The 24,575-nt window shown below is 52.3% G+C and carries 24 protein-coding genes, 1 tRNA gene and 1 pseudogene; 10 read left to right on the top strand and 16 right to left on the bottom strand.

From position 1 onward, the window contains the following. Window position 1: 1 nt before the first annotated feature. From KGP16_RS15065 to ychF, 3 genes are all read right to left on the bottom strand, one after another. Window positions 2-2,320: a PAS domain-containing hybrid sensor histidine kinase/response regulator gene (locus KGP16_RS15065; protein WP_179253743.1), complete on the bottom strand. Its 2,319-nt coding sequence runs from the start codon at window positions 2,318-2,320 to the stop codon at window positions 2-4. Continuing rightward, window positions 2,307-2,762 (bottom strand): hypothetical protein, encoded by a 456-nt coding sequence (locus KGP16_RS15060; RefSeq protein WP_021806704.1) that lies wholly within the window; start codon window positions 2,760-2,762, stop codon window positions 2,307-2,309. The genes KGP16_RS15065 and KGP16_RS15060 overlap by 14 nt, the downstream gene beginning before the upstream one ends. Before the next feature lie 318 nt (window positions 2,763-3,080). Then, window positions 3,081-4,172: a redox-regulated ATPase YchF gene (gene ychF / locus KGP16_RS15055; RefSeq protein ID WP_021181096.1), complete on the bottom strand. Its 1,092-nt coding sequence runs from the start codon at window positions 4,170-4,172 to the stop codon at window positions 3,081-3,083. Window positions 4,173-5,087: 915 nt separating this feature from the next. Between ychF and KGP16_RS15050 the strand changes: the two genes are divergently transcribed. Continuing rightward, complete coding sequence (locus KGP16_RS15050) at window positions 5,088-5,333, top strand: hypothetical protein (RefSeq protein ID WP_021806703.1); 246 nt, start codon at window positions 5,088-5,090, stop codon at window positions 5,331-5,333. A gap of 25 nt (window positions 5,334-5,358) precedes the next feature. Here KGP16_RS15050 and pth read toward each other — a convergent pair whose 3' ends face one another. Continuing rightward, window positions 5,359-5,949 carry an aminoacyl-tRNA hydrolase gene (pth, locus tag KGP16_RS15045; protein ID WP_059201020.1) on the bottom strand — a complete coding sequence of 197 codons (591 nt, stop codon included), beginning with the start codon at window positions 5,947-5,949 and terminating at the stop codon, window positions 5,359-5,361. Window positions 5,950-6,314: 365 nt separating this feature from the next. Here pth and ychH point away from each other — a divergent pair, with 365 nt between their 5' ends. Continuing rightward, window positions 6,315-6,593: a stress-induced protein YchH gene (ychH, locus tag KGP16_RS15040; RefSeq protein WP_021806701.1), complete on the top strand. Its 279-nt coding sequence runs from the start codon at window positions 6,315-6,317 to the stop codon at window positions 6,591-6,593. Between the two features lie 181 nt (window positions 6,594-6,774). Here ychH and prs read toward each other — a convergent pair whose 3' ends face one another. The 4 genes from prs to KGP16_RS15020 all read right to left on the bottom strand — a co-directional run bounded on the left by prs (window position 6,775) and on the right by KGP16_RS15020 (window position 10,779). Beyond that, window positions 6,775-7,722: a ribose-phosphate diphosphokinase gene (gene prs, locus KGP16_RS15035; protein WP_002211240.1), complete on the bottom strand. Its 948-nt coding sequence runs from the start codon at window positions 7,720-7,722 to the stop codon at window positions 6,775-6,777. 171 nt (window positions 7,723-7,893) lie between these two features. Continuing rightward, window positions 7,894-8,760 (bottom strand): 4-(cytidine 5'-diphospho)-2-C-methyl-D-erythritol kinase, encoded by an 867-nt coding sequence (gene ispE, locus KGP16_RS15030; RefSeq protein WP_059201018.1) that lies wholly within the window; start codon window positions 8,758-8,760, stop codon window positions 7,894-7,896. Beyond that, window positions 8,760-9,380, bottom strand: coding sequence for a lipoprotein insertase outer membrane protein LolB (lolB, locus tag KGP16_RS15025; protein ID WP_021181100.1), 621 nt, complete (start codon window positions 9,378-9,380; stop codon window positions 8,760-8,762). Before lolB ends, ispE begins: the two co-directional genes overlap by 1 nt. A gap of 253 nt (window positions 9,381-9,633) precedes the next feature. Beyond that, window positions 9,634-10,779 carry a porin gene (locus KGP16_RS15020; RefSeq protein WP_115158810.1) on the bottom strand — a complete coding sequence of 382 codons (1,146 nt, stop codon included), beginning with the start codon at window positions 10,777-10,779 and terminating at the stop codon, window positions 9,634-9,636. Window positions 10,780-11,270: 491 nt separating this feature from the next. On the opposite strand from KGP16_RS15020, the gene hemA reads away from it, so the two are divergent. From hemA to kdsA, 6 genes are read left to right on the top strand one after another with little or no spacing between them, the layout of a single operon-like run. After that, window positions 11,271-12,533: a glutamyl-tRNA reductase gene (gene hemA, locus KGP16_RS15015; RefSeq protein ID WP_021806698.1), complete on the top strand. Its 1,263-nt coding sequence runs from the start codon at window positions 11,271-11,273 to the stop codon at window positions 12,531-12,533. A 32-nt stretch (window positions 12,534-12,565) separates the two neighbouring features. Beyond that, the gene (prfA, locus tag KGP16_RS15010; protein ID WP_021181103.1) at window positions 12,566-13,651 is read left to right on the top strand and encodes a peptide chain release factor 1; all 1,086 of its coding nucleotides are present in this window, start codon (window positions 12,566-12,568) and stop codon (window positions 13,649-13,651) included. Continuing rightward, a complete protein-coding gene (prmC, locus tag KGP16_RS15005; RefSeq protein ID WP_021806697.1) occupies window positions 13,651-14,484 on the top strand; it encodes a peptide chain release factor N(5)-glutamine methyltransferase in 834 nt (277 codons plus the stop codon). The genes prfA and prmC overlap by 1 nt, the downstream gene beginning before the upstream one ends. Window positions 14,485-14,502: 18 nt before the next feature. Continuing rightward, window positions 14,503-14,901 (top strand): SirB2 family protein, encoded by a 399-nt coding sequence (locus KGP16_RS15000; RefSeq protein WP_021181105.1) that lies wholly within the window; start codon window positions 14,503-14,505, stop codon window positions 14,899-14,901. After that, complete coding sequence (sirB1, locus tag KGP16_RS14995; RefSeq protein ID WP_021806696.1) at window positions 14,898-15,707, top strand: invasion regulator SirB1; 810 nt, start codon at window positions 14,898-14,900, stop codon at window positions 15,705-15,707. The genes KGP16_RS15000 and sirB1 overlap by 4 nt, the downstream gene beginning before the upstream one ends. A gap of 38 nt (window positions 15,708-15,745) precedes the next feature. After that, a complete protein-coding gene (gene kdsA, locus KGP16_RS14990; RefSeq protein ID WP_021181107.1) occupies window positions 15,746-16,600 on the top strand; it encodes a 3-deoxy-8-phosphooctulonate synthase in 855 nt (284 codons plus the stop codon). Window positions 16,601-16,686: 86 nt separating this feature from the next. Here kdsA and dauA read toward each other — a convergent pair whose 3' ends face one another. Together dauA and KGP16_RS14980 are read right to left on the bottom strand one after the other, a co-directional pair. Then, window positions 16,687-18,378: a C4-dicarboxylic acid transporter DauA gene (gene dauA / locus KGP16_RS14985; RefSeq protein ID WP_021806695.1), complete on the bottom strand. Its 1,692-nt coding sequence runs from the start codon at window positions 18,376-18,378 to the stop codon at window positions 16,687-16,689. Between the two features lie 228 nt (window positions 18,379-18,606). Further along, on the bottom strand, window positions 18,607-19,092 hold the full coding sequence (locus tag KGP16_RS14980; protein ID WP_115158811.1) for a heme-degrading domain-containing protein: 486 nt from the start codon (window positions 19,090-19,092) through the stop codon (window positions 18,607-18,609). Window positions 19,093-19,293: 201 nt separating this feature from the next. On the opposite strand from KGP16_RS14980, the gene KGP16_RS14975 reads away from it, so the two are divergent. Continuing rightward, the gene (locus KGP16_RS14975) at window positions 19,294-20,409 is read left to right on the top strand and encodes a GGDEF domain-containing protein (RefSeq protein ID WP_021806693.1); all 1,116 of its coding nucleotides are present in this window, start codon (window positions 19,294-19,296) and stop codon (window positions 20,407-20,409) included. Window positions 20,410-20,447: 38 nt separating this feature from the next. Here KGP16_RS14975 and KGP16_RS14970 read toward each other — a convergent pair whose 3' ends face one another. The 3 genes from KGP16_RS14970 to KGP16_RS14960 all read right to left on the bottom strand — a co-directional run bounded on the left by KGP16_RS14970 (window position 20,448) and on the right by KGP16_RS14960 (window position 21,811). After that, window positions 20,448-20,828, bottom strand: coding sequence for a DUF1622 domain-containing protein (locus tag KGP16_RS14970; protein ID WP_037376011.1), 381 nt, complete (start codon window positions 20,826-20,828; stop codon window positions 20,448-20,450). A 101-nt stretch (window positions 20,829-20,929) separates the two neighbouring features. Then, window positions 20,930-21,139 carry a hypothetical protein gene (locus tag KGP16_RS14965; RefSeq protein ID WP_223499916.1) on the bottom strand — a complete coding sequence of 70 codons (210 nt, stop codon included), beginning with the start codon at window positions 21,137-21,139 and terminating at the stop codon, window positions 20,930-20,932. A 582-nt stretch (window positions 21,140-21,721) separates the two neighbouring features. Further along, window positions 21,722-21,811, bottom strand: a tRNA-Ser gene (locus tag KGP16_RS14960). A 166-nt stretch (window positions 21,812-21,977) separates the two neighbouring features. Here KGP16_RS14960 and KGP16_RS14955 point away from each other — a divergent pair. Further along, a pseudogene (locus KGP16_RS14955) lies at window positions 21,978-22,210 on the top strand (glycoside hydrolase family 88 protein); the annotation flags it as partial. 49 nt (window positions 22,211-22,259) lie between these two features. Here KGP16_RS14955 and lsrG read toward each other — a convergent pair. The 3 genes from lsrG to lsrB are packed head-to-tail and all read right to left on the bottom strand — an operon-like array spanning window position 22,260 to window position 24,557. Then, window positions 22,260-22,571, bottom strand: coding sequence for a (4S)-4-hydroxy-5-phosphonooxypentane-2,3-dione isomerase (lsrG, locus tag KGP16_RS14950; protein WP_021806690.1), 312 nt, complete (start codon window positions 22,569-22,571; stop codon window positions 22,260-22,262). Window positions 22,572-22,624: 53 nt separating this feature from the next. Beyond that, entirely contained in the window at window positions 22,625-23,500 is an 876-nt protein-coding gene (gene lsrF / locus KGP16_RS14945; protein ID WP_059201010.1) for a 3-hydroxy-5-phosphonooxypentane-2,4-dione thiolase, read from the bottom strand. Between the two features lie 34 nt (window positions 23,501-23,534). Further along, window positions 23,535-24,557, bottom strand: coding sequence for an autoinducer 2 ABC transporter substrate-binding protein LsrB (gene lsrB, locus KGP16_RS14940; protein WP_021806688.1), 1,023 nt, complete (start codon window positions 24,555-24,557; stop codon window positions 23,535-23,537). Window positions 24,558-24,575: the final 18 nt, after the last annotated feature.

Genomic DNA, 24,575 nt, shown 5'->3' with positions numbered 1-24,575 from the left:
ATCAGGCTTCCTTTGCCGCTGCGAGGGAGGTCCGCAACCGCTGGCATAATTCATCCACGCCGCGATATTGAGCCGTGATTTCAGGCCAATCGGCTATTGCCGCAGCCTGCTCAATATTGCCTAACCTGCTTTCCAGGGGCTGGCAAACAAAGTGCAGGCACTCTCCTTTTAGCCGATGGGCGCTGCGCCGGATGGCTGCAAAATCTTGTCTCTCTATGGCGTCATGTAGCGCACTGGTCAAGGAGGGGAGTTCTCCCAGGAAGATCGCCACCAACTCGTTAAATAAGGCTTGGTCGTCGCCTAACTGCGTCAGCGATTGTGCATAATCGAAGATCTCGTCTTCTGGGCATGCTTGAGTCGCATTCAGGGTCCGTTCGAGCTCGCTGGCAAGATTATCCAACAGAATGGGTTTGCTGATATAGCCGTCGAATCCTTGGGCCAGGCATCTTTCACGATCGCCTTTCATCGCATGTGCGGTCATGGCAATGATTGGTATGTGTTGGCCTGGTTGCTGTTGTTCGCCAGCTCGAAGGTGTTGTACCGCTTCGAGCCCATCCATTTCGGGCATTTGCAGGTCCATCAAAACCAGGTCGTATTGATCCTGCTGTAACTTTTGCAACGCCAATTTACCGTTGCCCACTACGTCGCAGGTATGACCCAATTTACGGATAAAGTTGATCGCCAATTGTTGATTAATAAGATTATCCTCCGCCACCAGAATGTGTATCCCAACCCCTGTAACCCTTACTGGTGCTTCCAGCACGGGCTCAGGATTGGCCATTTCTTGCGGAATAAAGCTGGCTATGATGGCCTCTAGTAACTCGTTGGCATCGATAGGTTTGGTTAAAAAGCTTGAAACGCCCACTTTACGCAATACGCCTGTGTCTATCCGATTCCCCATTGAACTGAGCATGATCAATTTACTTTGGCGAAGCTCCGGCGTTGACCTGATCTCCAGGGCTAGTGCCATGCCATCCATTTCCGGCATTTGCGAATCCAGCAGGATCAGCGGAAAGCGCTGGCCAGTGGCCATTAGCTCCAGTGCGGCCTGGCCAGAGTTGACCGTTTGTGGCTTGAGACCAACGTTGCGCAGCATGTCAAACAGCAACCTTTGGTTGGTTTCGTTATCATCCACCACTAATACGCTCATCCCATTCAACCGGGCCGGCAACGTTATTGTCGTACGGGCTGACGAGGGAGTAACAGGTAAGGAAAAATAGAAGTGGCTGCCGTGGCCAGGCTGGCTGGAAACCTGCAGTTTGCCGCCCATCATGGCAACCAGACGGGCTGAAATGGTTAATCCTAACCCTGTGCCGCCGTATTTGCGGGTGGTTGAACTGTCTGCCTGACTGAAAGATTCGAAAATAACCGCCTGTTTATCTTCGGCAATACCGATCCCGGTGTCGATAATACTGAATGTCAGCATCTTCGGGGTGGAGAGTGAAGGGGCGATCTGTAAAACCACTTCACCGGTATGGGTAAACTTGAGGGCATTACCAATCAGATTGGTCACGATCTGTCGTAAACGCAGGGCGTCACTATGCAGAATGGTCGGTACCTCAGGATGAATGTCTACCAGTAGCTCAATTCCCTTTTCGGAAAATTTGGGCATCAAAGGGCGGGTAATTTCATGGATTAGCTGGCGCAGGGAAAAGTCCTCAAACTCCAGGCTGACTTTCCCCGCCTCTATTTTCGAAAAGTCGAGAATATCATCGATGATTTTCAACAGGGCGCGAGCCGAGGAGTACACCATATTGATGTAATCACGTTGTTCTTTATTCAGATTGGTTTCGAGACACAATTGAGACATGCCCAGGATCCCATTCATTGGCGTGCGGATTTCATGGCTCATATTGGCCAGGAATTCACTCTTGGCCTGGTTCGCGGCGTGGGCTAATGCAACGGCCTGCTGGGACGAGGCCTCTGCTTCCTTGCGCTCGGTGATATCCTGTAAAGTCCCAATGACTCGCTGCACTTCCCCTTTGATACTGACACTGATGATTTGCCCCTGGATCAGTACCCAGTGTTCGTCACCATTACTGTGTTTGACACGCACTTCACAGTCAAAAACGGGTAATACCGCCTTGTTGGCTTGATGAAGGCAACGTAGGACCAGCGGTAAGTCATCAGGATGAATGACCTGTTGCCAAAGCGATGAGGAAAACTCCCCATTCTCACGATTAACCCCTAGCAGTAATTTCAAGGCATCGTTAACCTGCCACAGATCCTGGGTACATTCCCAATCCCAGATGCCGATACGTGAGTTTTCTGCCGCCAGAATAAAGTTACTATTTGGGACAGACCTGCTATTGGCGTGCATTTTTATTGCCTTGCACTGCATCATGGTGCAACTCTGCCTGCCGCCGCATAAACTCCAACCCTGGGGCCATAAAAATTGCCCATGCGGTCAGGACTTCTTCATCGCATAACGGATCGAGATCGCGTACCGTTTGCAAAACGGCTCGCCGCCAATAGGCAAAAACAGACGCGGGCAGATTCAAACCCTGGGAACTCTGTTCCCGCGCCACGTGCTCCAGATAGTCGGCCACGATATGGCTAGTGGCAACAGAAAGCATATAAAAAAAGGATTTGTAGATAATTTTTTGTTGCGCTTGCTGATGCTCGGGTGTGGGCTGAATTTTCAGCCCCTGCGTGCTTTCAACGAATAATTGGTAGAAATGAGAGAAAAACAGGTCGCCCTGATCTTTGGCGGTGATCCGATCGTAACTGCTATTGAACAACGCTTCATAGTTGGTACTCACGGCATGCTCTCTTTTCGCTAGTTACCCGATAGTTGGTATGGCACCGTTATCCTATAAGGGAGGGCCAGGGAAGGTGATGACTTCTCGTGTAGAGAGCAAGTCGTTTTCATTAAATCAGTCTAGTTAACGCTTGGGGAAGCGCAAGGATAGGTGGTTATGGCGCATGGCTTTTTGGCTATGAGCGGGGGGCGTTCTGCGTGGATATGCCTGCTCTCAACATGGTAGATAGAGTGAAAATCACAAAAAAATCCACGCGAGGCGTGGATTTTAAGTGTTTTACTTAGTCTTCATGGATCATACTGAGATGAGTGACATCATTTAGACGTTAAACAAGAAGTTCATCACATCGCCATCTTTAACGACGTAGTCTTTCCCTTCTGAACGCATCTTGCCGGCCTCTTTGGCACCTTGCTCACCCTTGTAGGTGATAAAGTCTTCAAAGGCGATGGTCTGCGCACGGATAAAGCCTTTTTCAAAGTCGGTATGGATTTTACCGGCCGCTTGCGGGGCAGTCGCACCAACTGGGATGGTCCAGGCACGCACTTCCTTCACGCCAGCGGTGAAGTAGGTTTGCAGATTGAGCAATTCATAACCTGCGCGGATCACGCGGTTCAGACCTGGTTCTTCCAGACCCAACTCAGCCATAAATTCAGCGCGGTCTTCATCTTCCAGCTCTGCGATGTCGGATTCGACAGCGGCGCAAACCGCTACCACCACGGAACCTTCTTCGGCAGCAATCTTGCGTACAACATCCAGATACGGGTTGTTCTCAAAACCGTCTTCGTTAACGTTGGCAATGTACATGGTTGGCTTCAGGGTCAGGAAGCTCAGGTAGCGGATCGCGGCTTTATCTTCAGCAGTCAGATCCAGCGCACGCAGCATACCGGCGTTTTCCAACTGCGGCAGGCATTTTTCCAGTGCGGCCAATTCGGCTTTTGCGTCTTTATCGCCGCCTTTGGCTTTCTTTTGCACACGGTGGATGGCGCGTTCGCAGGTATCAAGGTCGGACAGCGCCAACTCGGTGTTGATGACGTCGATATCGTCTGCCGGATCCACTTTGTTATTCACGTGAATGATGTTGTCATTTTCAAAGCAACGCACCACGTGGCCGATGGCTTCCGTTTCACGGATGTTGGTCAGGAACTGGTTACCCAGGCCTTCGCCTTTGGAAGCCCCTTTTACCAGCCCTGCGATATCAACGAATTCCATGGTGGTGGGCAGAATGCGTTGTGGTTTGACGATCTCAGCCAGTTGATCCAGACGTGCATCGGGCATCGGTACCACGCCGGTATTAGGTTCAATGGTGCAGAACGGGAAGTTGGCCGCTTCGATACCCGCTTTGGTCAACGCATTGAACAGGGTGGATTTGCCAACGTTAGGCAGACCGACGATACCGCATTTGAATCCCATGTTTATATCACCTTAAATATCTTGACTATCAACAGGTTAACATTAGCCTGCTGCATAAAGGACGAAATTATCCCGCCATTATACACGTAATGGGCAGTTATCTCGATCTGCCCGTTGCTGGCGCTATCACCTGAGGTGTTCCTTACGGCTGCTAACGCCCGGGTCGGCTCAATTCAACGTCGGTAGAGGTGTTCTGTAGGCAAGGTACAGATCCAGGTTGAATACATCTGGCAAAAGGACATAGAACGCTAATAGCGGAGATTATTCTGGCTATTTGTTATCAGATATTTAGTAATATAAGTGAGTTAATGTTTTATTTTAAATGCATGTTAAGCCACAAAGGCACTTTTTGCATAGGGTTATTCTGAGGCTTGCTGTTCCTCATCTAATGTATGACCTGGCAACATATCATAATAAAAGCTGGCGGATTACAGCGGGTAAAGAGTTACAGAACGTTAAACCTCAAGTTGTAACTTGTCTTATGGTGGGCTATCTATATAGGCTGGGAAATCCATTAATTTTAAGCTGAACCTCGTATGAAATATGATCATTATTTGTTCGCGCTGTCGATTTATAACCGTTTTTTTCAATAAGTAATTATCCTATTGTCATGTTTTTATTGTTGTTTTTTATTTTTTGAATATTTCTTTGTATTAAGCCTGAATAGTTAATATATTTAATATATAACTGATGCTGATTTTGAATATATAAGATTTATCTGCTTAAATTCAAAGAATTATCCTATACAGTAAGTAAGATATTGCCTCTAATACCTAAGTAATATCTTAATTATATTGAGGTATGCCGAGAGGGTTAACGATAAATTTAACTATAAGTATTGTTGGGCGTATTTTTTTAAGATATTATCCGCGTATTATTTGCTGTGCTATTTGAATTCAAGGAGGAATTTATTCCATGAATGGGATTGATGTGCTTTCCGCACCGATTTTATTATTACTTTCAGTTATTTCTTTTATTATTCATTTCAGGAACGAGCGGAGGAAGAGCCTGATTGAGCGGCCTTTTTTTGGTGGAAATGCGGATTTGAAAAAGAAAACTACGCCGGATGTGGTTGATGTTGTTGTGCAAAACAGCGTGCAACCATGCTGTACCCGCAAACTGTGCCGCTATTGCCCGATAAGTAGTAGGCCAAGCAAGTGATAGTCACATTACTTGGCCTAACCGCTTAGCTAGTCGCTTTAAATGCATGCAAACGATTCATGGCTTTAGTCATACCTTCCTTCAGCAAGATCTCCGTGCAACGTAGCGACTCATCGATGGCATCATCAATCAGCGTTTGCTCTGCTGCTGGCGGCTTACCCAGCACAAAGCCTACCACCTTGTTTTTATCACCTGGGTGGCCGATGCCAATACGCAAGCGATAAAAGTTCGGGTTATTGCCCAGCTTGCTCTGGATATCCTTCAGGCCATTGTGACCACCGTTGCTGCCACCTAATTTGAGTTTCGCCACTCCCGGTGGCAGATCCAACTCGTCGTGGGCTACCAGGATCTCCTCCGGCAGAATCCGGTAGAAGGTAGCCAAGGCGCCAACGGCTTTACCACTCAGGTTCATAAAGGTAGTAGGAACCAACAGCCGAACGTCGTTACCGGCCAAATTCAGGCGTGCGGTGTAACCGAAGAACTTACTCTCTTCCTTCAACGGCTGGTTGTAGCGTTGCGCCAGTAGGTCAACATACCATGCACCGGCATTGTGCCGTGTCTGGGCATACTCAGCGCCCGGGTTGGCCAGGCCAACAATCAGTTTGATACTGCTCACAAGAGATTCACTATGCTAGAAAAATGGAAAGGGCGTGCCCGTTGCCTTCCAGGTTGCAATCGCCTGAGGTTTCACAGCGGCACAGCTCGAAATTTATAGGCCGTTAGTGTACCTGCCTGCGTGCAGAATGACAAAAATCTGGCGTCGCCCCCGTGAATAGCTGAAAAGTGAATAATACATTAGTAAAATAATTCAGTTATCTCGCTAACTTTTAACATAAAGTAAAGAATTGTCAGCCTTTAGTTGCCATTTGTGATCGGTCACGCAATACCCATGCTGAAATAATGACTATACTTAACTAATCAAAGTGGGATAACGAGTTAGGATTTTCCCGCTATTGGCACATGGCACTCTGGAGGTGGCATATGAAACGTAAAAACGCTGAGGTCATTGGCAACGTTTTAATGGGAATGGGTATGGTGGTAATGGTTGGCGGGGTGGGATACTCCATCCTGGCTGAAGTATCACAGTTCAATTTGCCGCAGCTCTTTGCCCACGGCGCCATCATGAGTATCTTTATCGGCGCCTTGTTATGGCTGGCCGGTGCACGTATTGGTGGGCGCGAGCGGGTAGCAGATCGTTATTGGTGGGTAAAACACTTTGACAAACGCTGCCAAGACAACCCGCGCCGCCCCTCGCATTGATTAACCACAACCAGGGATCTGGCGTACAAAGGCAAGGGAGCTTGGCCGTATAAGGTTTAAGGTTATGTCCCACATCCCGTAAAAAACCCGTTGTTGCTCACGCTTCAACGGGTTTTTCGTTTTCTGAGATGTTCACCCGAACAACCTGGCGCAGTGGAGGTGAACCGCGCCAGAGAAGGGATTAATGTTCGAACATCGCGGAAATTGACTCTTCATTGCTGATACGGCGGATAGCTTCAGCCAACATACCGGACAAGGTCAGAGTACGCACGTTTTTCAACGCCTTGATTTCTGCTGACAGCGGAATAGTGTCACAGACGATCACTTCATCAATCACCGAGTTCCTGATGTTATCCACGGCGTTACCGGAGAAGATCGGGTGCGTGGCGTAGGCAAATACGCGCTTGGCACCGCGTTCTTTCAACGCTTCGGCTGCTTTACACAAGGTACCACCGGTATCGATCATGTCATCGACCAGTACGCAGTCACGGCCTGCCACGTCCCCGATAATATGCATCACCTGAGAAACGTTTGCGCGAGGGCGACGTTTATCAATGATGGCCATGTCGGTATCGTTAAGCAGTTTGGCGATCGCGCGGGCGCGCACGACACCACCGATATCTGGGGAAACCACGATCGGGTTTTCCAGGTTCTGTTGCAACATGTCTTCCAGCAGGATCGGGCTTCCGAATACGTTATCTACCGGGACATCGAAGAAACCTTGGATCTGCTCGGCATGCAGATCGACTGTCAATACGCGGTCAACCCCTACGCTGGAGAGGAAGTCGGCAACAACTTTGGCAGTGATTGGCACACGCGCAGAACGCACGCGGCGATCCTGGCGGGCATAGCCGAAGTAAGGAATTACAGCAGTAATACGACCTGCGGAGGCGCGACGCAGGGCATCAACCATAACAACCAGTTCCATCAGGTTGTCGTTGGTGGGGGCACAGGTGGACTGGATGATGAAAATATCACCGCCGCGTACATTTTCGTTGATTTGCACGCTCACTTCGCCGTCGCTAAAACGACCTACAGCGGCGTCACCAAGGCTGGTGTACAAACGGTTGGCAATACGTTGTGCTAGTTCCGGGGTGGCGTTACCAGCAAAAAGCTTCATATCAGGCACGAGAAGAACCTCAGCATGCGTCCAGAGAAGATATTGTCATACGGTCTTCGCCAAGGGGCAGTTGGCGACGCCGACGCAATATACATACGGGTGTGTAAAACTAACTTGAACTGCAGAGCAGCGCAGAGATGACAGGGCCAGGTAGACGACCCTGCGCAACGACACGTTGAGCTACGGCTCAAACTGCCCGGAACGGATGCGATGTAGTGGTGAGACGTTAACGCCACGCGCTACAAATCCACGCAACCAGGCCGGGGCTTGATTTAACACCTGAAGAGCGGCGGGCTCGGAGTCGAATTCTGCAAACACACAAGCACCTGTGCCAGTCAGGCGTGACGGCGCGTATTGTAACAGCCATGAAAGAAGCTGTTCAACCTCGCGAAAACGTTTTCTTGCGATCGGTTCGCAATCATTTGCGTAAGGTGCCTGTAATAGGGCGTTCAGCGGGCGAACCGGGGTGTCTCTTTTTAATTCGGCATCGGCAAAAATCACCGGTGTGGGGATGCTGACACCGGGATGAGCGACCAAATACCACTTTTCTACCGGATTTGCTGGCTGTAACTGCTCACCAATCCCTTCGGCAAATGCCGCATGGCCGCGCACAAAAACCGGGACATCGGCACCGAGGGTTAGCCCCATATCGGCCAACTGGTCGTCGCTCAGGCCACATTGCCAAAGTTCATTCAGCGCGACCAGTACCGTTGCCGCGTTGGAAGAGCCGCCGCCAAGGCCGCCACCCATCGGCAAGCGCTTGTCGATGCTGATGTCAGCCCCACGGGGAAGGGTGGTAATGGAATGGGTAGTGCAATGTTGCTGTAACAGACGAGCGGCCCGAACAATCAGGTTCTGCTCATCTGGCACCCCTTCTACGGGCGTTAGCAGCTGGATCTGGTCATCCTGGCGGGGAACGATGGTGAGCGTATCGCCGTAATCCAGGAACTGGAACAGCGTTTGCAACTGATGGTAGCCGTCTGCTCGACGGCCGGTGATATAGAGAAACAGGTTCAGCTTTGCCGGGGAGGGCCATTGGTGGATCATCACTTGAGCGTCCAGTTATCCATTTTCAGCTTGATGCGTTGATCGCCCTGTTGCAGCTCAAGGCGGCTCGGTAACGGGATTTTGAGATCGGTGTTGTAGTCCTGATAGGTGACAACCCAGGTCAGATCGCCCTGTTTGTAGGTCAGCTTGTTCAGGCGGTACTGGGAGTCCAGGCTGAAGTCGGTGGCTTGCCCTGGCAGGCCAAGCATCCACTGGCGCAGGTTATCCAGCGGGATCTGCATGCCGGTCAGCTTGCGGATCATCTCTTCCGGGTTGTCGCTGACATAGCGTTTGCCCTGGTTATCCGTTAGCTGCACTACGCTTTTTTGCACGTTAAGTTCAAGCTCGGTGCTGCCAAGCGGATTGGTCAGCAGCAGGCGGTAGCGGTCGGGCGTGTATTGTTGCCAGAAGAAGCGAGCATAGACTTTCTTCTGATCGGTAAGGTAAGCGAAAGCGCCCCGGGTCTGATATTGCTCAAGCTGTTGCACCGCTTGCTCATGAGCGAGCCACTGCGGAGACGTCGGGCTGGTGGCCGGGCCAGGCTTGGTGAGGGTACAGGCCGTCAGCACCAGGCTGGCTAATGGGATCAGGCGAAGCAAACTAACTTTGCGGATAGGCATAACGTTTTGTTGTCCTTTTGTCCTTGCGGGGCAGTGCGGGTTAGCATTTCTGCCACCACGCTAACGGGCGAGTGGCGTAACGTCAATAATACAATGGCGCAAAAGCCTTGCGGCAAGGGTGGTGTCTGGCGTGGGGAGGATTGTAAACGATGGCGGAACTTTTTGGGTTGGAAATCTGTGGGCGTAGCATGCTACGCCCCTTCAGAGCGAGTCTATCCTCTAAGCGCGCCGTATAATGGCGCGCTTTGGTGGGTCAGAAATCGTAACGCAAACGAACAACCGTCATATCGCCCAGATTATCGGTGCTGGACGTCAGCACGTGTTCGACGTCGGCGCGGAAACCGTAGTCAAACTGGAAGGAGATCCCCAAGCCATTATCAATACGCTGATAATCGCGGCCAGTGGTGTACTGCAGGCGGTCGCCCATAAAGTAAGGCATGATGGATTTCACCGCGTATTCGCCAACCGGGAAGCTATAACCGGCGAAGTATTCAATCCCCCAGGCATCCCCTGCGAAGTAGTTGTTAACATCCTTCTTCTTGGTAGTCAGGTAGTTGTCATACCAGCCGCCACCGAAGCTGAGCGTCCAGTTATCCGGCTTCCAGCTCAATGCGGTACCGATGATGTTCTGATTATAGTCTTTGTTGTCGTTATTATTGGGGTTGCGCATCTCGGCGCTGGTGTAGTTCCAGGCGGTGCCCCAGGTGAGGTCTTTGGTCAAGTGATAATCCACACCCAGCGAACCGCCGCCCTTGCGCTTGTAGCGCAGGCCGTTACCTGGCAAGTATTCATCGTCGTTGAACAGGTAAGCGGCATAAAGGTCAGCGTCGCCAAAGGTATTTTTATATTTCAGCATGCTGCGTGAACGATAGGAACCGTCATAATCGCCGTTAATGCCGTTGCCCGGCGCTTGGGCAAGCATGTCGTAATCCCAGATGTCGGTTTTGGCCCCGACCACGTCGTAATAAACGCTGTTTTGCTTACCGTAGGTCAATTGGCCCCAGGTTTTGCTTTTTAAACCGGTATACAGCATGCGCCGCGAGGTGTTGTTGGCACCCTCGGCGTAGTGATTGTCCCAACTGAACAGCGCCGGGATGTTGACGCCTAACTCGTAATAGTTGATCCAACTGATGTCGTCGAACAGATAGTAATCGGTAGCGAAGCGAAAACGTGTGCCGCCGTCAAAACCGTTGCGTTTATAAGAGCCGTTATCGCCATCGCCAGTCATCATATTGAACTGAGGACGAATACTGCCGCCAACGGTAAAGGTGAGGCGGCTAAGGGGATCGCCCGCTTGCGGGTCCTGCTTTAATAGGGTGATTTCAGCATGTGCTGCGAATGCGCTACAACCCGCTATCAGCCCTGCGGTAACCGCCTGGCTTAATCTACGTAATTTCATTGAACGTCCCTTCTTACGTGCTGCTCAAGATACGAAAACCCATCCATCGGCCAACACAGCCTGGGGCTTTCTGGTTTGCTCACTTTCCGGAAACAGAAAGTGAAATCCCGAAACGGTTTCTATGTAAATAGTTCGTCAGCTAACCATTTTGCGGGATTATGGGAACATGCCGAAAAAATTGCAATTAAAACAATGGAAACCGTAACTTATTGCGATTATCAGTAATGTGTAATGTTAAGCAGTGGGAATACGAAGGATGTCGCCAGCCAGGCTGAAAGGGGCGTTTGCAAGGGGTAGCGCTGCATTTCAGCGTTTTTCCCTTGAGGTTTCTGATGAGTTTGAAACATACCGAGTTTTGTCGTGCTGACTGATTTGTCCCGCCAATACCAGCGATTGGCCGGAAGATGCGGTTGTCACTTTAATTGATGTCGCGCATCAAGTAGAATGCCGGACAACGAGAACCCGTACCAAGAGAAGTATTACTCGAAGCAATGACCCTTCTGGCGTTAGGTATTAATCACAAAACCGCTCCGGTTTCTCTGCGAGAACGGGTGACCTTCTCCCCAGAGTCGATCGACAAGGCGCTGAATAGCTTGCTGCAACAGCCATTGGTGCAGGGCGGCGTTGTGCTGTCTACCTGTAACCGCACCGAGCTGTACCTCAGCGTGGAGCAGCAGGATCATCTGCATGAACAACTGGTAGCCTGGTTATGTGATTATCACCATCTGCGTGCGGAAGACGTGCGCAAAAGCCTGTATTGGCATCACGGCGACGAGGCCGTCAGCCACCTGATGCGCGTTGCCAGCGGGTTAGACTCTTTGGTACTGGGTGAACCCCAGATCCTCGGGCAGGTAAAGAAAGCTTTTGCCGAATCCCAGCGTGGTCAGTCACTTTCCGGTGAGCTGGAGCGCCTGTTTCAGAAATCCTTCTCCGTTGCCAAGCGTGTACGCACTGAAACCGAAATCGGTGCCAGCGCGGTATCCGTTGCCTTTGCCGCCTGTGCGTTGGCGCGTCAAATCTTCGAATCTCTTGCCGAACTGAATGTGCTGTTGGTCGGCGCGGGGGAAACGATCGAGCTGGTTGCCCGCCATCTGCGTGAGCATAAAGTGCAGCATATGATCATCGCTAACCGCACCCGTGAACGCGCCCAGGTCTTGGCGCAAGAGGTGGGGGCAGAGGTGATCTCATTGCCGGAGATTGACGCACGCCTGGCAGATGCCGATATCATTATCAGCTCCACCGCCAGCCCGTTGCCCATCATCGGCAAGGGCATGGTCGAGCGGGCCCTGAAGGCACGCCGCAACCAGCCGATGTTGCTGGTGGATATTGCCGTTCCGCGTGATATCGAGCCGGAAGTGGGTAAACTGGCGAACGCCTATCTCTACACCGTGGATGACCTGCAGGCCATTATTCAGAGCAATATGGCACAACGGCAGGCGGCGGCCGTACAGGCCGAGACCATTGTGCAGCAGGAAAGCAGCAATTTCATGACCTGGCTGCGCTCACAGGGCGCGACAGATACCATCAGAGACTACCGTTCGCAGGCCGATCAAATCCGTGCGGAAATGGAGTCAAAAGCGCTGGCAGCGATTGCTCAAGGCGCTAACGTGGAGCAGGTGATCCATGAGCTGGCCCACAGATTAACCAATCGTCTTATTCATGCCCCTACCAAATCCCTCCAGCAGGCCGCCGGTGACGGCGACATGGAGCGGTTGCACATTTTACGCGACAGCCTCGGGCTGGATCAGCATTAGTTCTCTTTTATTAACAGGGTTTAAAACCACGCATGAAGCCTTCTATTGTTGCCAAACTGGAAGCGTTACAAGAGCGCCATGAAGAAGTTCAGGCGCTGCTCGGCGATGCCAGTGTCATTGCCGATCAGGATCGGTTCCGTGGCCTGTCGCGCGAATATGCGCAGTTGACCGACGTCAGCCGTTGTTTTCTGGAATGGCGTCAGGTGCAGGACGATCTCGCCACGGCAGAAATGATGCTGGACGATCCGGAAATGCGTGAAATGGCGCAGGAAGAGCTGAAACAGGCCAAAGCGGCGACGGAAGAACTGGAACAACAGCTGCAGGTGTTACTGCTGCCCAAGGATCCGGACGATGAGCGCGACTGCTTCCTCGAAGTGCGCGCCGGAACCGGTGGCGACGAAGCGGCCATCTTTGCTGGCGATCTGTTCCGTATGTATAGCCGTTACGCTGAAACTCGCCGCTGGCGAGTTGAGATCATGAGCGAAAACGTGGGCGAGCACGGCGGTTACAAAGAGGTGATTGCCAAAGTGTCTGGCGACGGCGTTTACGGTCAACTGAAGTTTGAATCTGGCGGCCACCGCGTTCAGCGCGTGCCGGAAACCGAATCTCAGGGCCGTATTCATACCTCTGCCTGCACGGTGGCGGTGATGCCAGCGGTGCCAGAGGCGGAGCTGCCAGAAATCAATGCGGGCGATCTGAAAATCGATACCTTCCGTTCTTCCGGGGCCGGTGGTCAGCACGTTAACACCACCGATTCGGCGATCCGTATTACCCACTTGCCAACCGGCATTGTGGTTGAATGCCAGGACGAACGTTCACAGCACAAGAACAAAGCCAAGGCGATGTCGGTGCTTGGGGCACGTATCCGCGCGGCAGAGATGGCGAAACGCCAGTTGGCAGAGGCTTCTACCCGCCGCAACCTGCTGGGCACCGGCGATCGTTCCGATCGTAACCGTACCTATAACTTCCCGCAGGGGCGTGTGACCGACCACCGCATCAACCTGACGCTGTATCGTCTGGATGAGGTGATGGAAGGCAAGCTGGATATGCTAATCCAGCCGATCGTGCAGGAATACCAGGCCGATCAGTTGGCTGCACTCTCTGCCGAGCCTGAGTAATGGATTATCAAACCTGGCTGAAAACCGCGACCTTACGCCTGACGCATAGTGATAGCGCCAAACGTGATGCGGAGATCCTGTTGGGTTTCGTAACCGGTCGGGCCAGAACCTACCTGTTGGCATTTGGCGAAACTCTGCTGACGGCAGAGCAGGCTGAGAAGCTAACGGTGCTGCTGGCTCGCCGTGAACGCGGGGAACCGGTGGCGTATCTGGTTGGCGAGCGTGAGTTCTGGTCGCTTCCGCTCTCGGTTTCGCCCGCTACGCTAATCCCGCGCCCGGATACCGAATGTTTGGTGGAGTTGGCTCTGGAGCGCCTGCCCGCAACGCCGTGTGCCATTCTGGATCTTGGTACCGGTACCGGCGCGATTGCCCTGGCGTTAGCCAGCGAACGGCCAGACTGCCAGCTTACCGGCATCGATCTGCAACCGGAAGCCGTGGCGCTGGCGCAGCATAACGCGCAAAAACTGGCGATTAACAATGCGCGCTTTTTGCAAGGGAGCTGGTTTACGCCGGTGGCCGGGCAACAGTTTGCGCTGATCGCCAGTAACCCCCCCTATATTGATGAAGCCGATCCTCACCTTGCGCAGGGCGATGTCCGCTTTGAACCTGGCAGTGCGCTAGTGGCCGCCGAGCAGGGTCTGGCCGATCTGGCGGCGATCGTGCAGCAGGCCGCAGATTATTTAGAGCCGCAGGGTTGGCTGTTGCTTGAGCACGGTTGGCAACAGGGTGAAAATGTACGTACGCTGTTGAATGCTGCGGGATTTATCGCGGTGGCAACGCATCGCGACTATGGCGGCAACGATCGCGTGACTCTGGGCCAAAAACCACTATAAGAAACCAAGGAAACCACTATGGCCGCTTACATGGCGCTAAAACATCTGCATTTATTAACGGTAGCCATCAGCATTACGTTGTTTGTACTGCGTTTCTTCTGGAAGTGGCGTGCATCGCCGATGAGCAACAAGCGCTGGGTAAAGATCACGCCGCATATCAATGATACGGTGCTGTTTGCCACCGGTATTGCCCTGGTGGTGATGTTCAAACTTTACCCACTGCTTGGCATGGACTCGTGGCTGACCGAGAAGTTGTTTGGCGTTATTATCTATATCCTGTTGGGCTATGTCGCCTTGGGCAAGAAGACGCAAAGCTGGAATATCCGCACCTTGGCATTCGTTCTGGCACTGGGCTGTCTGTATCTGATCGTTAAACTTGCCACGACCAAAATACCGTTCTTGATGGGATACCTATGAGCAGCATTGCCGATTTTGAATTTAACACTTCCTCACTGAGTGAGGGAGTGATCCTGGTATCAAAGATCATTCGGCGGGACTTTCCGGTGGCGGAAGTTGAGCGCAAGTTACAGCAGTTGAGTGAAGAAGCGCGCGCAATCATCCCGGACGATCTCAACCAGGATCAGCAGTTGGAAGCGCTTATCGAGTTATTCTTTAAAACCTGGGGATTCGGCGGTGCCAGCGGTGTTTATCGGCTCTCTGACGCTATCTGGCTGGATAAGGTGTTGGAAGCCCGCCAAGGTACGCCAGTCTCTCTGGGAACCATTTTCCTGCATATTGCTCACCAGTTGGATCTGCCGCTGATGCCGGTGATTTTCCCCACTCAGTTGATCATGCGTGCTGACTGGCTGGATGAGGAGATGTGGCTGGTCAACCCGCTGAACGGGGAAACGCTTAACGAACATCAGTTGCAGGTTTGGCTCAAGGGTAATCTGGGGCTGGGGGCTGAACTGGAAGATGACGATCTGGACGAATCGGAAAACATTCTGGTGGTGCGTAAGATGCTCGATACGCTGAAAGCCGCGCTGATGGATGAAAAGCAGATGGAAATTGCGTTGCGAGCCAGCGAGGCGGTGCTGAGTTTTGACCCGGACGACCCTTACGAGATCCGCGACCGTGGTTTGATTTATGCCCAGCTGGAATGCAACCATATCGCCATTTCCGATCTCAACTATTTTGTCGAGCAGTGTCCTGAAGACCCGGTGAGTGAAGTGATAAAAATTCAAATCCACTCCATCGAGCTCAAGCAGGTCACGCTGCATTAATTCACTGATTCCGATTTATTAATCAATAAGGTGCAAGCATGGAACAGAAAGTAGTCAGCATTGGCGACATCAAGGTAGCGAACGATCTGCCGTTTGTACTGTTCGGCGGTATGAACGTACTGGAATCACGCGATTTGGCGATGCGCATCTGCGAACACTACGTCACCGTGACGCAAAAACTGGGCATCCCTTACGTTTTCAAAGCCTCTTTTGATAAAGCCAACCGTTCATCTATCCATTCTTACCGTGGCCCAGGCCTGGAAGAAGGGATGAAGATTTTCCAGGAAATCAAAAGCACCTTCGGCGTGAAAATTATCACCGATGTGCACGAAGCCGCACAGGCGCAGCCAGTTTCCGAAGTGGTTGATGTGATCCAGCTGCCCGCCTTCCTGGCACGCCAGACCGACCTGGTTGAAGCCATGGCGAAAACCGGCGCGGTGATCAACGTCAAGAAACCGCAGTTCGTCAGCCCGGGCCAGATGGGCAATATCGTCGATAAATTCAAAGAAGGCGGCAACGATCAGGTTATCCTGTGCGATCGCGGCAGCAACTTTGGTTATGACAACCTGGTGGTCGACATGTTGGGTATCAACGTGATGAAGAACGTGACCGGTGGCCATCCGGTGATCTTCGACGTGACCCACGCCCTGCAAACCCGCGATCCGTTTGGTGCGGCCTCAGGCGGCCGCCGTGCGCAGGTTGCCGAGCTGGCTCGTGCCGGTATGGCGGTAGGTTTGGCTGGCCTGTTTATCGAGGCGCACCCAGATCCAAGCAATGCCAAATGCGATGGTCCTTCGGCGCTGCCGTTGGATAAGCTGGAACCGTTCCTGGTACAGATGAAAGCCATCGACGATCTGGTGAAAAGCTTTGCTGAGCTGGATACCAGCAACTAACGACTGCTGACAAATCGCTCAGTGGGGGCGCGCATGCTGCGCCCGCCAATCTGAAGGCCCGACATTAAGCTGTCGGGCCTTTTGCTTTAGTGGGCGTTCAGCGCGGTGAGCGCTTCTGGCAGGGTGGGGTAGAAATGCAGCTTGCCATCGATTGGCTTCATGCGAGCACGAGCCAGGGTTTTTAGCGGCTGGAATGGAATATCGGTGATCACCAGCTGTTTTTCGGCGGGCAGGGCGTCGATATAACGTTGCAACGCGTTGAGCCCCCCGGCATCCAGCACCGGCACGGCATCCCATTGCAGTACGATGGTGTGATAGTTTTCACCGCGTACCAGCAGATCGTTGAACACGCGTTCGGCAGCGGCGAAGAACAGCGGGCCGTTGACGCGCAGCACCAGCCGGCCATCTTCGGCGCTCAACTCGCTTAGGCGGGTCATGCGTGCGATTCGGCGCATAAACAGCAGTGAGGCCAGTACGATGCCAACGGTAATGGCAATCACCATATCAAACAGTACCGTTAGCGACATACACAGCAGCATCACCAAAATGTCGTCTTTCGGCGCCCGGCGCAGCAGATAAACCACTTTATGCGCCTCGCTCATGTTCCAGGCAACCAATAGCAACAGCGAAGCCATCGCCGCCAGCGGTAAGTAGGACAGCCACGGTGCCAGCATCAGCAAGGACAGCAGCACCATTAACGAGTGGATGATTGCCGAAACCGGTGAGGTTGCCCCTGCACGCACGTTGGCTGCCGAGCGGGCAATGGCGGCGGTTGCGGTGATCCCCCCGAAGAACGGGGCGATGATGTTACCCGCGCCCTGGCCAATCAGTTCGGCGTTGGAGTGGTGCTTTTTGCCCGTCATGCCATCCAACACTACCGCGCAAAGCAGCGATTCGATCGCCCCAAGCATCGCCATGGAAAAGGCTGCCGGTAATAGAGCGGAAAGCAGCTGCCAGCTTAGTTCCGTCGGTTTACCATCGCCAGCAGGCAGATGCCAGGGCAATAACCACTGCGGCAGGATCGGCGGGATACCTTGGCCTTGGCTGCCGTCGGCCAGTTCGAAACTGAAACGAGAGCCAATGGTCGCAACCTGATGATCGAACTGAGCCAGGATAGCCATCACCGCGGTGCCAGCCAACAAGGCGGGCAGGTGGCCGGGAATACGCAGCCCCAGCTTTGGCCAGAGCAGCAGGACTACCAGAGTGACCACGCCAATCAGCGTATCGCCATAGTCCAAGGTGGGTAAAGCATGCAACAGCGCATTCACCTTACCGATGTAGTTTTCCGGTACTTCCGCCAGCTGTAAGCCAAAGAAATCCTTCACCTGCATGGTGGCGATGGTAATGGCAATCCCGGAGGTAAACCCAAGCGTGACCGAAAGTGGAATGTACTCGATCAGGCGACCAAGCCGCGCTAACCCCATAATCAGCAGGAATACGCCGGACAGCATGGTGGCAATCAATAAGCCAGAGAGCCCAAACTGCTGTGAAACGGGGAACAGGATCACCACAAACGCCGCGGTGGGGCCGGAAACGCTGTAGCGCGAACCGCCGCTGACGGCGATCACGATGCCAGCAATGGCGGCGGTATACAGTCCATACTGTGGGGGAACGCCGCTGGCAATGGCTAGCGCCATCGCCAGCGGAATGGCAATGATGCCGACGGTAACCCCGGCAATGGCATCTTTCAGTAGACGTTGAAGGGAGTAGGGCTCGCGCCAGCAGGCATCTATCAGGGCGCTGAAAGGGCGGATACCGTTGATTTCGTGCGTTTTCATCAAAGTTGCAAACCAAGTCTATAAAAGAGAACGGAATGGCGGGCCATGGAGGTCCGTCTCGGAATAGCTGGTAGATACCATACCCCTTTCTGCCCGACGATACCTAGATTTGTATCAAAGCATCTGGATTGTGATTAATTTATATTTGTTCAGTGGACTATGTGCGCCAAGCGCCAGCCTGTGCAGATCGTCCGCTGCGGATGGGGGGAAAAGCGCAGCTTTTATCGCTTAGTGTACTGCGGGTAAGGATAAGCCTAGAAACAGAGCAAGAGTGCTGACCAACAGATGATGGTCTTCGAGCTGCGGAGAGCCAGAAAGAGAGATGGAACCGACGCAACCCACATTGAGCAGGTTGATAGGGAATGCGCCGCCGTGGGCGGCATAGTCACGTACGCTAAGGCCATATCTTTCCTCCAGCGTAACCTGCCGCTGTTGCAGGCGTAAGCCCACGGCATAAGAGCTTTTATGAAAATGGTTGACCACGTTGCGCTTGCGCCGCACCCAGTCGGCAATGTCTGGCGTTGCCCCTGGCATGGCGTAATAAAACAGCGTTTGTCCGTTCAGCTGAATTTCGATAGCGATGGGTAATTGGCGCTGTTCTGCGGCATTTTTTAGCGCTACACCCAGCTCCCACGCGGTGGCATGGTCGAAATGGTGGAAGGTAAGGTCCGTTTCTTGGGTCACCAGCGCTTGCAATTCATCATCGATATTCATCAGATTTTCCCCGTGGTGTGATGGATAACAGACTATCCTGAATTGAGGATAGGACATAGATTGCCTGGCAATAACATATACCCGCCTAGTCATTGTGATTTTTAGTATGATGAGCGCTGTCGGAAGCGGTATTACAGGGGGCCGTTGTCAAAAATAACCCGAAAAACTACATTGCCGCATCCTGGAGTATGCCGAATAGTTATGACATATATTGCGTCGATCTCGTCTTTTTACAGTGACGCGTGCATCACCTATGCCACGCTGTCGGTCGCCTACTTTGCGCTTAGCAAAAATGCCCCTTTTTCCTTCCAGTCCGCCGTGTGGAAACGGGTGTTATTTGGTGTGCTGGCAGGGCTGGCGGTGTTGTATCTGAATCAGTCTCGGCTGTTGCTCACCGGTAATATTTATTACAGCTTTGCCATGATCCCGATGATTTTGGTGCTGTTTTTCGGAGGTGCAGTCAGTGGGATAGTGTGCTATCTGGTAAACTTTGGCTTTAACGGCGGCTTCACGCTGGATAATCTGTTTATCGGTTCGATCATCTTGCCGCTGTTGCTATCGGGGGTCTGGCGGAAAAAATCGAACCGGGTGTTTTACCTTACCATCGGTATCATTGCGCTTTACCGTATTGCCGTGGTCGGCTTGTTCGTCAACTTCCGTGAACTGTGGCTGGATATTCTGTTGTATCAGGCTGCATCGGCGCTTTGCCTGGCGATTTGCTACCACGCCCTGAGCTTTAAAGAGCGCCATATCAACGCCTTTTTCTCCATGCGCAATAAGGCGACGACCGACAGTCTGACCCACATCAACAACCGTGCCAGTGTGGACTACAAAATGATGCTGCAGCATGCTCAACGAGAGTCTTGTGGCCTGATGTTGCTGGATTTGGATAATTTCAAACAGGTCAATGACACCTATGGCCATTTGGCCGGTGACGGTGTGTTAGCCAGCGTAGGGGCCATTTTGCAAGAGTGCGTTCGCGATGAAGACTTTGTCGGGCGCTACGGTGGCGAGGAGTTTATGGTCATCACTTCCAGCTATGAACCGCAGCAGATTGCTGCCGTGGCGGAACGTATTCGCAGCAGGGTGGAAGGATTTGATTTTATTACCGATAACGGGTATCCGATCCGCATGACCATCTCCATCGGGACCTCGCTCTATCTGGCCGGTATGTCGGTGGAGAAAGCGATAGAAATGACGGATGAAGCGCTGTATGACGCTAAACGCGAGGGTAAAAACCGCGTGGTCAGCAGCCGGTTGATGTTGTTATCCCAGTTGGGGAGGAAGTTTAGCCCTATGGCGGCTAAGAAGTCTTAGCCTGGCCCAGGAGTTAACCGTGCTTTTTTTTAACGTCTTTACTTTTTCCCTTCCAGCGTTGTTGCGTCGGTTTTAGCTTCGACAGCAACATTGTTTTCGGCATAATCTAACTCTTTAGATAAAAAGTAATTAAGGAATGTACGTATCACGGCAATGATGACCAGTTTAATCAACTCCTCCATGCTAGGGTTGATTGTCGTTGCCAAGATATCAGCCGCTAATTGAAACTCTAACGCCAAAGCAAGCCAGGTTCCAAAGCGCGCCCTGATTAAATAGAGTATAGACTGACTTTTAACTTTGGTTATTGTGGTATAAAGTGCCTTTACCAACCCGACAAAAACGCAAATAACGGATAGAAACTCTAAAAAAACCTGTAGCATTAGAGAGAAATAGATAATTATTTCTTTGATACTTTCCAATTAGATAGCTCCATTTTCCATGTTTATCAGCCTGTTACCAACAAGCCGTGCTTGGTTGATGGCTCGGAATAGGGCGTTTCAGCTCAGGCCCGAAAAGGATTTTACTTTTCTCTACGCTTGTGGTTTAAGTGGAGTGAAAAACACCTGTTGAAATAAGCCTTGAGGTGTTCTTCCATCGCGTGAACTTTTTCGTCAATGCGCTGGCAAAGGAATTCGTCGCTATTCATTGCCTCGACTCGTTGTAACGCTATTAAGTCAATTTCTTGTTTTTGTTCTTCAGTCAATTCGCCGCCAGTGTGCTGATTAGTCATGATGATACCTGTATCCTGAGTAAAGTAACTAAATTATAACGCTATGGGTATTGTAGCAAATACTTTCTAACTTTTGTTTAAACGGAGTGTGGCGATAAATTGTCCGTTTTTATCGTTGTGACGTTTACCACTACCTTGAAGCCGCGCCACTCAGACTGGCCTTTTACCAAAAGAAAGGGGACATGCAAAAAAGTCTGAGCGTGAATTCAGACTTTTTCTTTAGAATATGGCGGTGAGGTCGGGCTTGATTCGCAAGCTCACCCTGCGGGCGGCCTGTCGGCCGTCCAAAATGTCTCTGCGCTGCGAGCCATTTTGTCGAGCCCTGTCGAGGTTTCTCACCCCTCTCTGATTGGGGTACATGCAATAAAAAAGCCTGAACGTTAGTCCAGGCTTTCTCATTTAATATGGCGGTGAGAGAGGGCTTGATTCGCAAGCTCACCCTGCGGGCGGCCTGTCGGCCGTCCAAAATGTCTCTGCGCTGCGAGCCATTTTGTCGAACCCTGTCGAGGCTTCTCACCCCTCTCTGACTGGGGTACATGCAAGAGAAAGTCTGAACGTTAGTTCAGACTTTCTCTTGGAATATGGCGGTGAGAGAGGGGTTCGAACCCTCGATACACTTTCGCGTATACACACTTTCCAGGCGTGCTCCTTCAGCCACTCAGACACCTCACCGTACGTTGCGCTTGCTCAGTGCAACGGGGCGCTACTATAGGGAGAGTCGGCTAACCGGTCAAGAATATTTTTACGGTTTTAGCTCAGGTGGTTAAGCCGTGGTCGCTTTGCCGTAAATCAAGGCCGGAAAACCGGTTTTACTAGCCCATCGACATCCACACCCATCGCAGCCGCCGGTTTTGCGTTCGGGATCCTCAAGTCGGCGCGCAAACGGTATATCGATGCCAAGTATCTTCAGGTTGCCGAAAAAGCACTGCAAGGAAACAAATCAACACCGATGGCGAACTGATGCAGGCCTCGTTCGGAACCGCGATGGGCAAAAACCTTGACTATTATCGCCAGGTCCCACTGACGTCGATACCTGGTGGTCAGGCAACGGGCTGCTGCCGCGGCCCGTAAGAGAGAGGTTGCTGAGATAACCTCTCTTCCCCCAACAGCGCAGGGGCTATCATCTCCCTTTCCCTGTGGGTGAGGGCATCAAACCAATAAAGACCGTCTTTTTGCGTGGGCCGGTCATCAAAGACTCCAGCTCTTTGACACAGGCCAGGTAGTGCGGGGTCGTTTTATGAAAAGCCACGGCCTGCTCATCGGCGTAAGCCTCGTAAATATAAAAGCGCGTAGGGATGTCAGGGTCCTGTAACACATCGAAGCGTAGGTTGCCCTTTTCCTGGATCGCGCCCAGATGGTTTTGCCGAAACACCTCGATAAACCGTTCAACCTTGTCGTCATGAACGTTAATTTCGACCAGGGTAACGTGCATAATCAGCCTCCTTGAATGGGCGGGCCTGGAAACCGGCCCGCATTTCAGCCGTATCAGCCTTTTTCGCTGAGGAAGAGTTCGTAGGCGTGTTCTACCGTTTCGTTCTGATGAACGATGGCGTGCACCGCCTTGATCATGGCAACCGGGCTTGCTGACTGGAAAATATTCCGCCCCATATCGACCCCGGACGCCCCTTGATCGATGGCCTGGAAGCACATCTCCAGCGCCTCGCGCTCTGGCAGTTTTTTCCCACCGGCGATGACGATAGGGACTGGACAGCCAGCCACAATGCGTTCGAACCCTTTATCCACGTAGTAAGTCTTGATGATTTGCGCCCCCATCTCGGCGGCAATACGCGTGGCCAGTGAGAAATAGCGCTGATCGCGCGCCATATCTTTCCCTACGCCGGTCACCGCCATGGTGGGCATGCCGACTTTAAGACCTGCATCGACCAACTGGATGATGTTTTTAATCGACTGGTGTTCATGTTCCGTACCGATGTAAACCTGCGCGGCGACGGCACAGCTATTAAGACGGACCGCGTCGTCCATGGCGACAGCCACCGCCTCATTGCTCAATTCGGTCAGAATGGAGTTTGCTCCTGAAGCGCGCAGGACGATGGGTTTGTTAGTGGCAGGCGGGATCACGCTACGCAGAATACCCCGGGTACACATCAACACGTCTGCATGCTGAAACAGCGGCGCAATATTGATATCAATCCGCTCCAGCCCGGTCGTCGGGCCTTGGAAATAGCCGTGGTCAAAGGCCAGCATCACGGTTCGGTTAGTGCGGGGGTTGAAAATGCGTGCCAGGCGGGACTGCATACCCCAATCCAGCGCACCACACCCTTTTAAACTAAACAGGGCATTTTGCTGCGGCCGGTCAATATGGAAGTCTTTACCGTCTTTGATGTCATCTAAATCAGCCATTGTCTTACTCCCTCCAAATAATCGGGGCGATAGGTTAGAAGTTGTATTTGTCGATATTGTCTTTATTGAACACCACGCGCTCAGGTAGCAGCACGATGCCATTGCCTTTTGCCTGGTAGTCATAGCCTTGAACGCTGTTTGGCGAAACCTCTACCTGGCCCACACCAGGGATGTCGAGCTTGTCGCCAACCTTCAATTCACCGTTTTTCAGCAGGGCGTTGGCCACGTAAACCGAAATTTTCCCTTGTTCGACCACATCCCACAGGCCGAACTCTTTAACCGTGCCGCGCTGAATATAAGGGCGCATGACGTTTGGGGTGCTGAACCCCACAATCGCCACGTTGTCACGCTTGAGGTTTTCTGCCGCCTGGGCCGCTGCGGGCAGGGCATTGGCATCCGGGGCGATGATGGCGTCCAGATCGCCGTAGGCTTTCAGGATCCCTTCGGCGGTTTGCAGTGACTTGGTGGCATCGTTGTAACCAAACTGCGTGGTGACCACTTCCCAGCCCGGATGGTCTTTCTCGATTTTACGTTTGGCTTCATTCACCCACTGGTTTTGGTCGGTGACCGTCGGGCTGGAATAGAAGAAGGCGACTTTGGCCTTTTCTTTCTTCACCTGATTGGCTGCCATATCGACCAACATGCCTCCGAGTTGGGCTGGCGTACCCTGATTGATGTAATAAGAGCGGCATTCGGGCTTGGTGTCTGAGTCCCAGGTCAATACCTTCACGCCACGCTGCATGGCTCGTTTTAATGCCGGGCATAGTCCTTCCGGGGAGACGGCAGAGACGATAATGGCGTTATAGCCCTGGTTAACGAAGTTATTGATCAACTGAACCTGGCCGGAAACACTGGGCTCGGTTGGGCCATCGTAGGTTACGTCAACGCCCAGCTCTTTCCCCGCCTCTAATGCTCCATTACCGCCGCTGGTGAAAAAGCCGACGCCCACCAGCTTGGGGATAAAGGCAATGCGCTCTGCTGCCTGTACGCCAATGCTTAGCGAAGCCATGCCGAGTACGCTTAAAAGCGCGATTTTTTTGATACGTTGTAGGCTCATGTTGTTCTCCGTATATCG

Source organism: Serratia sp. JSRIV006, from assembly GCF_019968685.1.
Classification (GTDB): Bacteria; Pseudomonadota; Gammaproteobacteria; order Enterobacterales; family Enterobacteriaceae; genus Chania; species Chania fonticola_B.
This window is presented reverse-complemented; position numbering and strand designations above follow the sequence as displayed.

What these genes read in the sequence shown, in the direction of transcription:
- ispE (WP_059201018.1), bottom strand. Translation starts at nt 8,760, where the DNA reads ATGATCCACCAATGGCCCTCCCCGGCAAAGCTGAACCTGTTTCTCTAT.
- prfA (WP_021181103.1), top strand. Translation starts at nt 12,566, where the DNA reads ATGAAGCCTTCTATTGTTGCCAAACTGGAAGCGTTACAAGAGCGCCAT.
- KGP16_RS14980 (WP_115158811.1), bottom strand. Translation starts at nt 19,092, where the DNA reads ATGAATATCGATGATGAATTGCAAGCGCTGGTGACCCAAGAAACGGAC.
- KGP16_RS15000 (WP_021181105.1), top strand. Translation starts at nt 14,503, where the DNA reads ATGGCCGCTTACATGGCGCTAAAACATCTGCATTTATTAACGGTAGCC.
- hemA (WP_021806698.1), top strand. Translation starts at nt 11,271, where the DNA reads ATGACCCTTCTGGCGTTAGGTATTAATCACAAAACCGCTCCGGTTTCT.
- KGP16_RS15020 (WP_115158810.1), bottom strand. Translation starts at nt 10,779, where the DNA reads ATGAAATTACGTAGATTAAGCCAGGCGGTTACCGCAGGGCTGATAGCG.
- dauA (WP_021806695.1), bottom strand. Translation starts at nt 18,378, where the DNA reads ATGAAAACGCACGAAATCAACGGTATCCGCCCTTTCAGCGCCCTGATA.
- KGP16_RS14975 (WP_021806693.1), top strand. Translation starts at nt 19,294, where the DNA reads ATGACATATATTGCGTCGATCTCGTCTTTTTACAGTGACGCGTGCATC.
- lsrF (WP_059201010.1), bottom strand. Translation starts at nt 23,500, where the DNA reads ATGGCTGATTTAGATGACATCAAAGACGGTAAAGACTTCCATATTGAC.
- lsrB (WP_021806688.1), bottom strand. Translation starts at nt 24,557, where the DNA reads ATGAGCCTACAACGTATCAAAAAAATCGCGCTTTTAAGCGTACTCGGC.
- KGP16_RS14965 (WP_223499916.1), bottom strand. Translation starts at nt 21,139, where the DNA reads ATGACTAATCAGCACACTGGCGGCGAATTGACTGAAGAACAAAAACAA.
- sirB1 (WP_021806696.1), top strand. Translation starts at nt 14,898, where the DNA reads ATGAGCAGCATTGCCGATTTTGAATTTAACACTTCCTCACTGAGTGAG.
- prmC (WP_021806697.1), top strand. Translation starts at nt 13,651, where the DNA reads ATGGATTATCAAACCTGGCTGAAAACCGCGACCTTACGCCTGACGCAT.
- ychF (WP_021181096.1), bottom strand. Translation starts at nt 4,172, where the DNA reads ATGGGATTCAAATGCGGTATCGTCGGTCTGCCTAACGTTGGCAAATCC.
- kdsA (WP_021181107.1), top strand. Translation starts at nt 15,746, where the DNA reads ATGGAACAGAAAGTAGTCAGCATTGGCGACATCAAGGTAGCGAACGAT.
- lsrG (WP_021806690.1), bottom strand. Translation starts at nt 22,571, where the DNA reads ATGCACGTTACCCTGGTCGAAATTAACGTTCATGACGACAAGGTTGAA.
- KGP16_RS15065 (WP_179253743.1), bottom strand. Translation starts at nt 2,320, where the DNA reads ATGCACGCCAATAGCAGGTCTGTCCCAAATAGTAACTTTATTCTGGCG.
- ychH (WP_021806701.1), top strand. Translation starts at nt 6,315, where the DNA reads ATGAAACGTAAAAACGCTGAGGTCATTGGCAACGTTTTAATGGGAATG.
- lolB (WP_021181100.1), bottom strand. Translation starts at nt 9,380, where the DNA reads ATGCCTATCCGCAAAGTTAGTTTGCTTCGCCTGATCCCATTAGCCAGC.
- KGP16_RS15050 (WP_021806703.1), top strand. Translation starts at nt 5,088, where the DNA reads ATGAATGGGATTGATGTGCTTTCCGCACCGATTTTATTATTACTTTCA.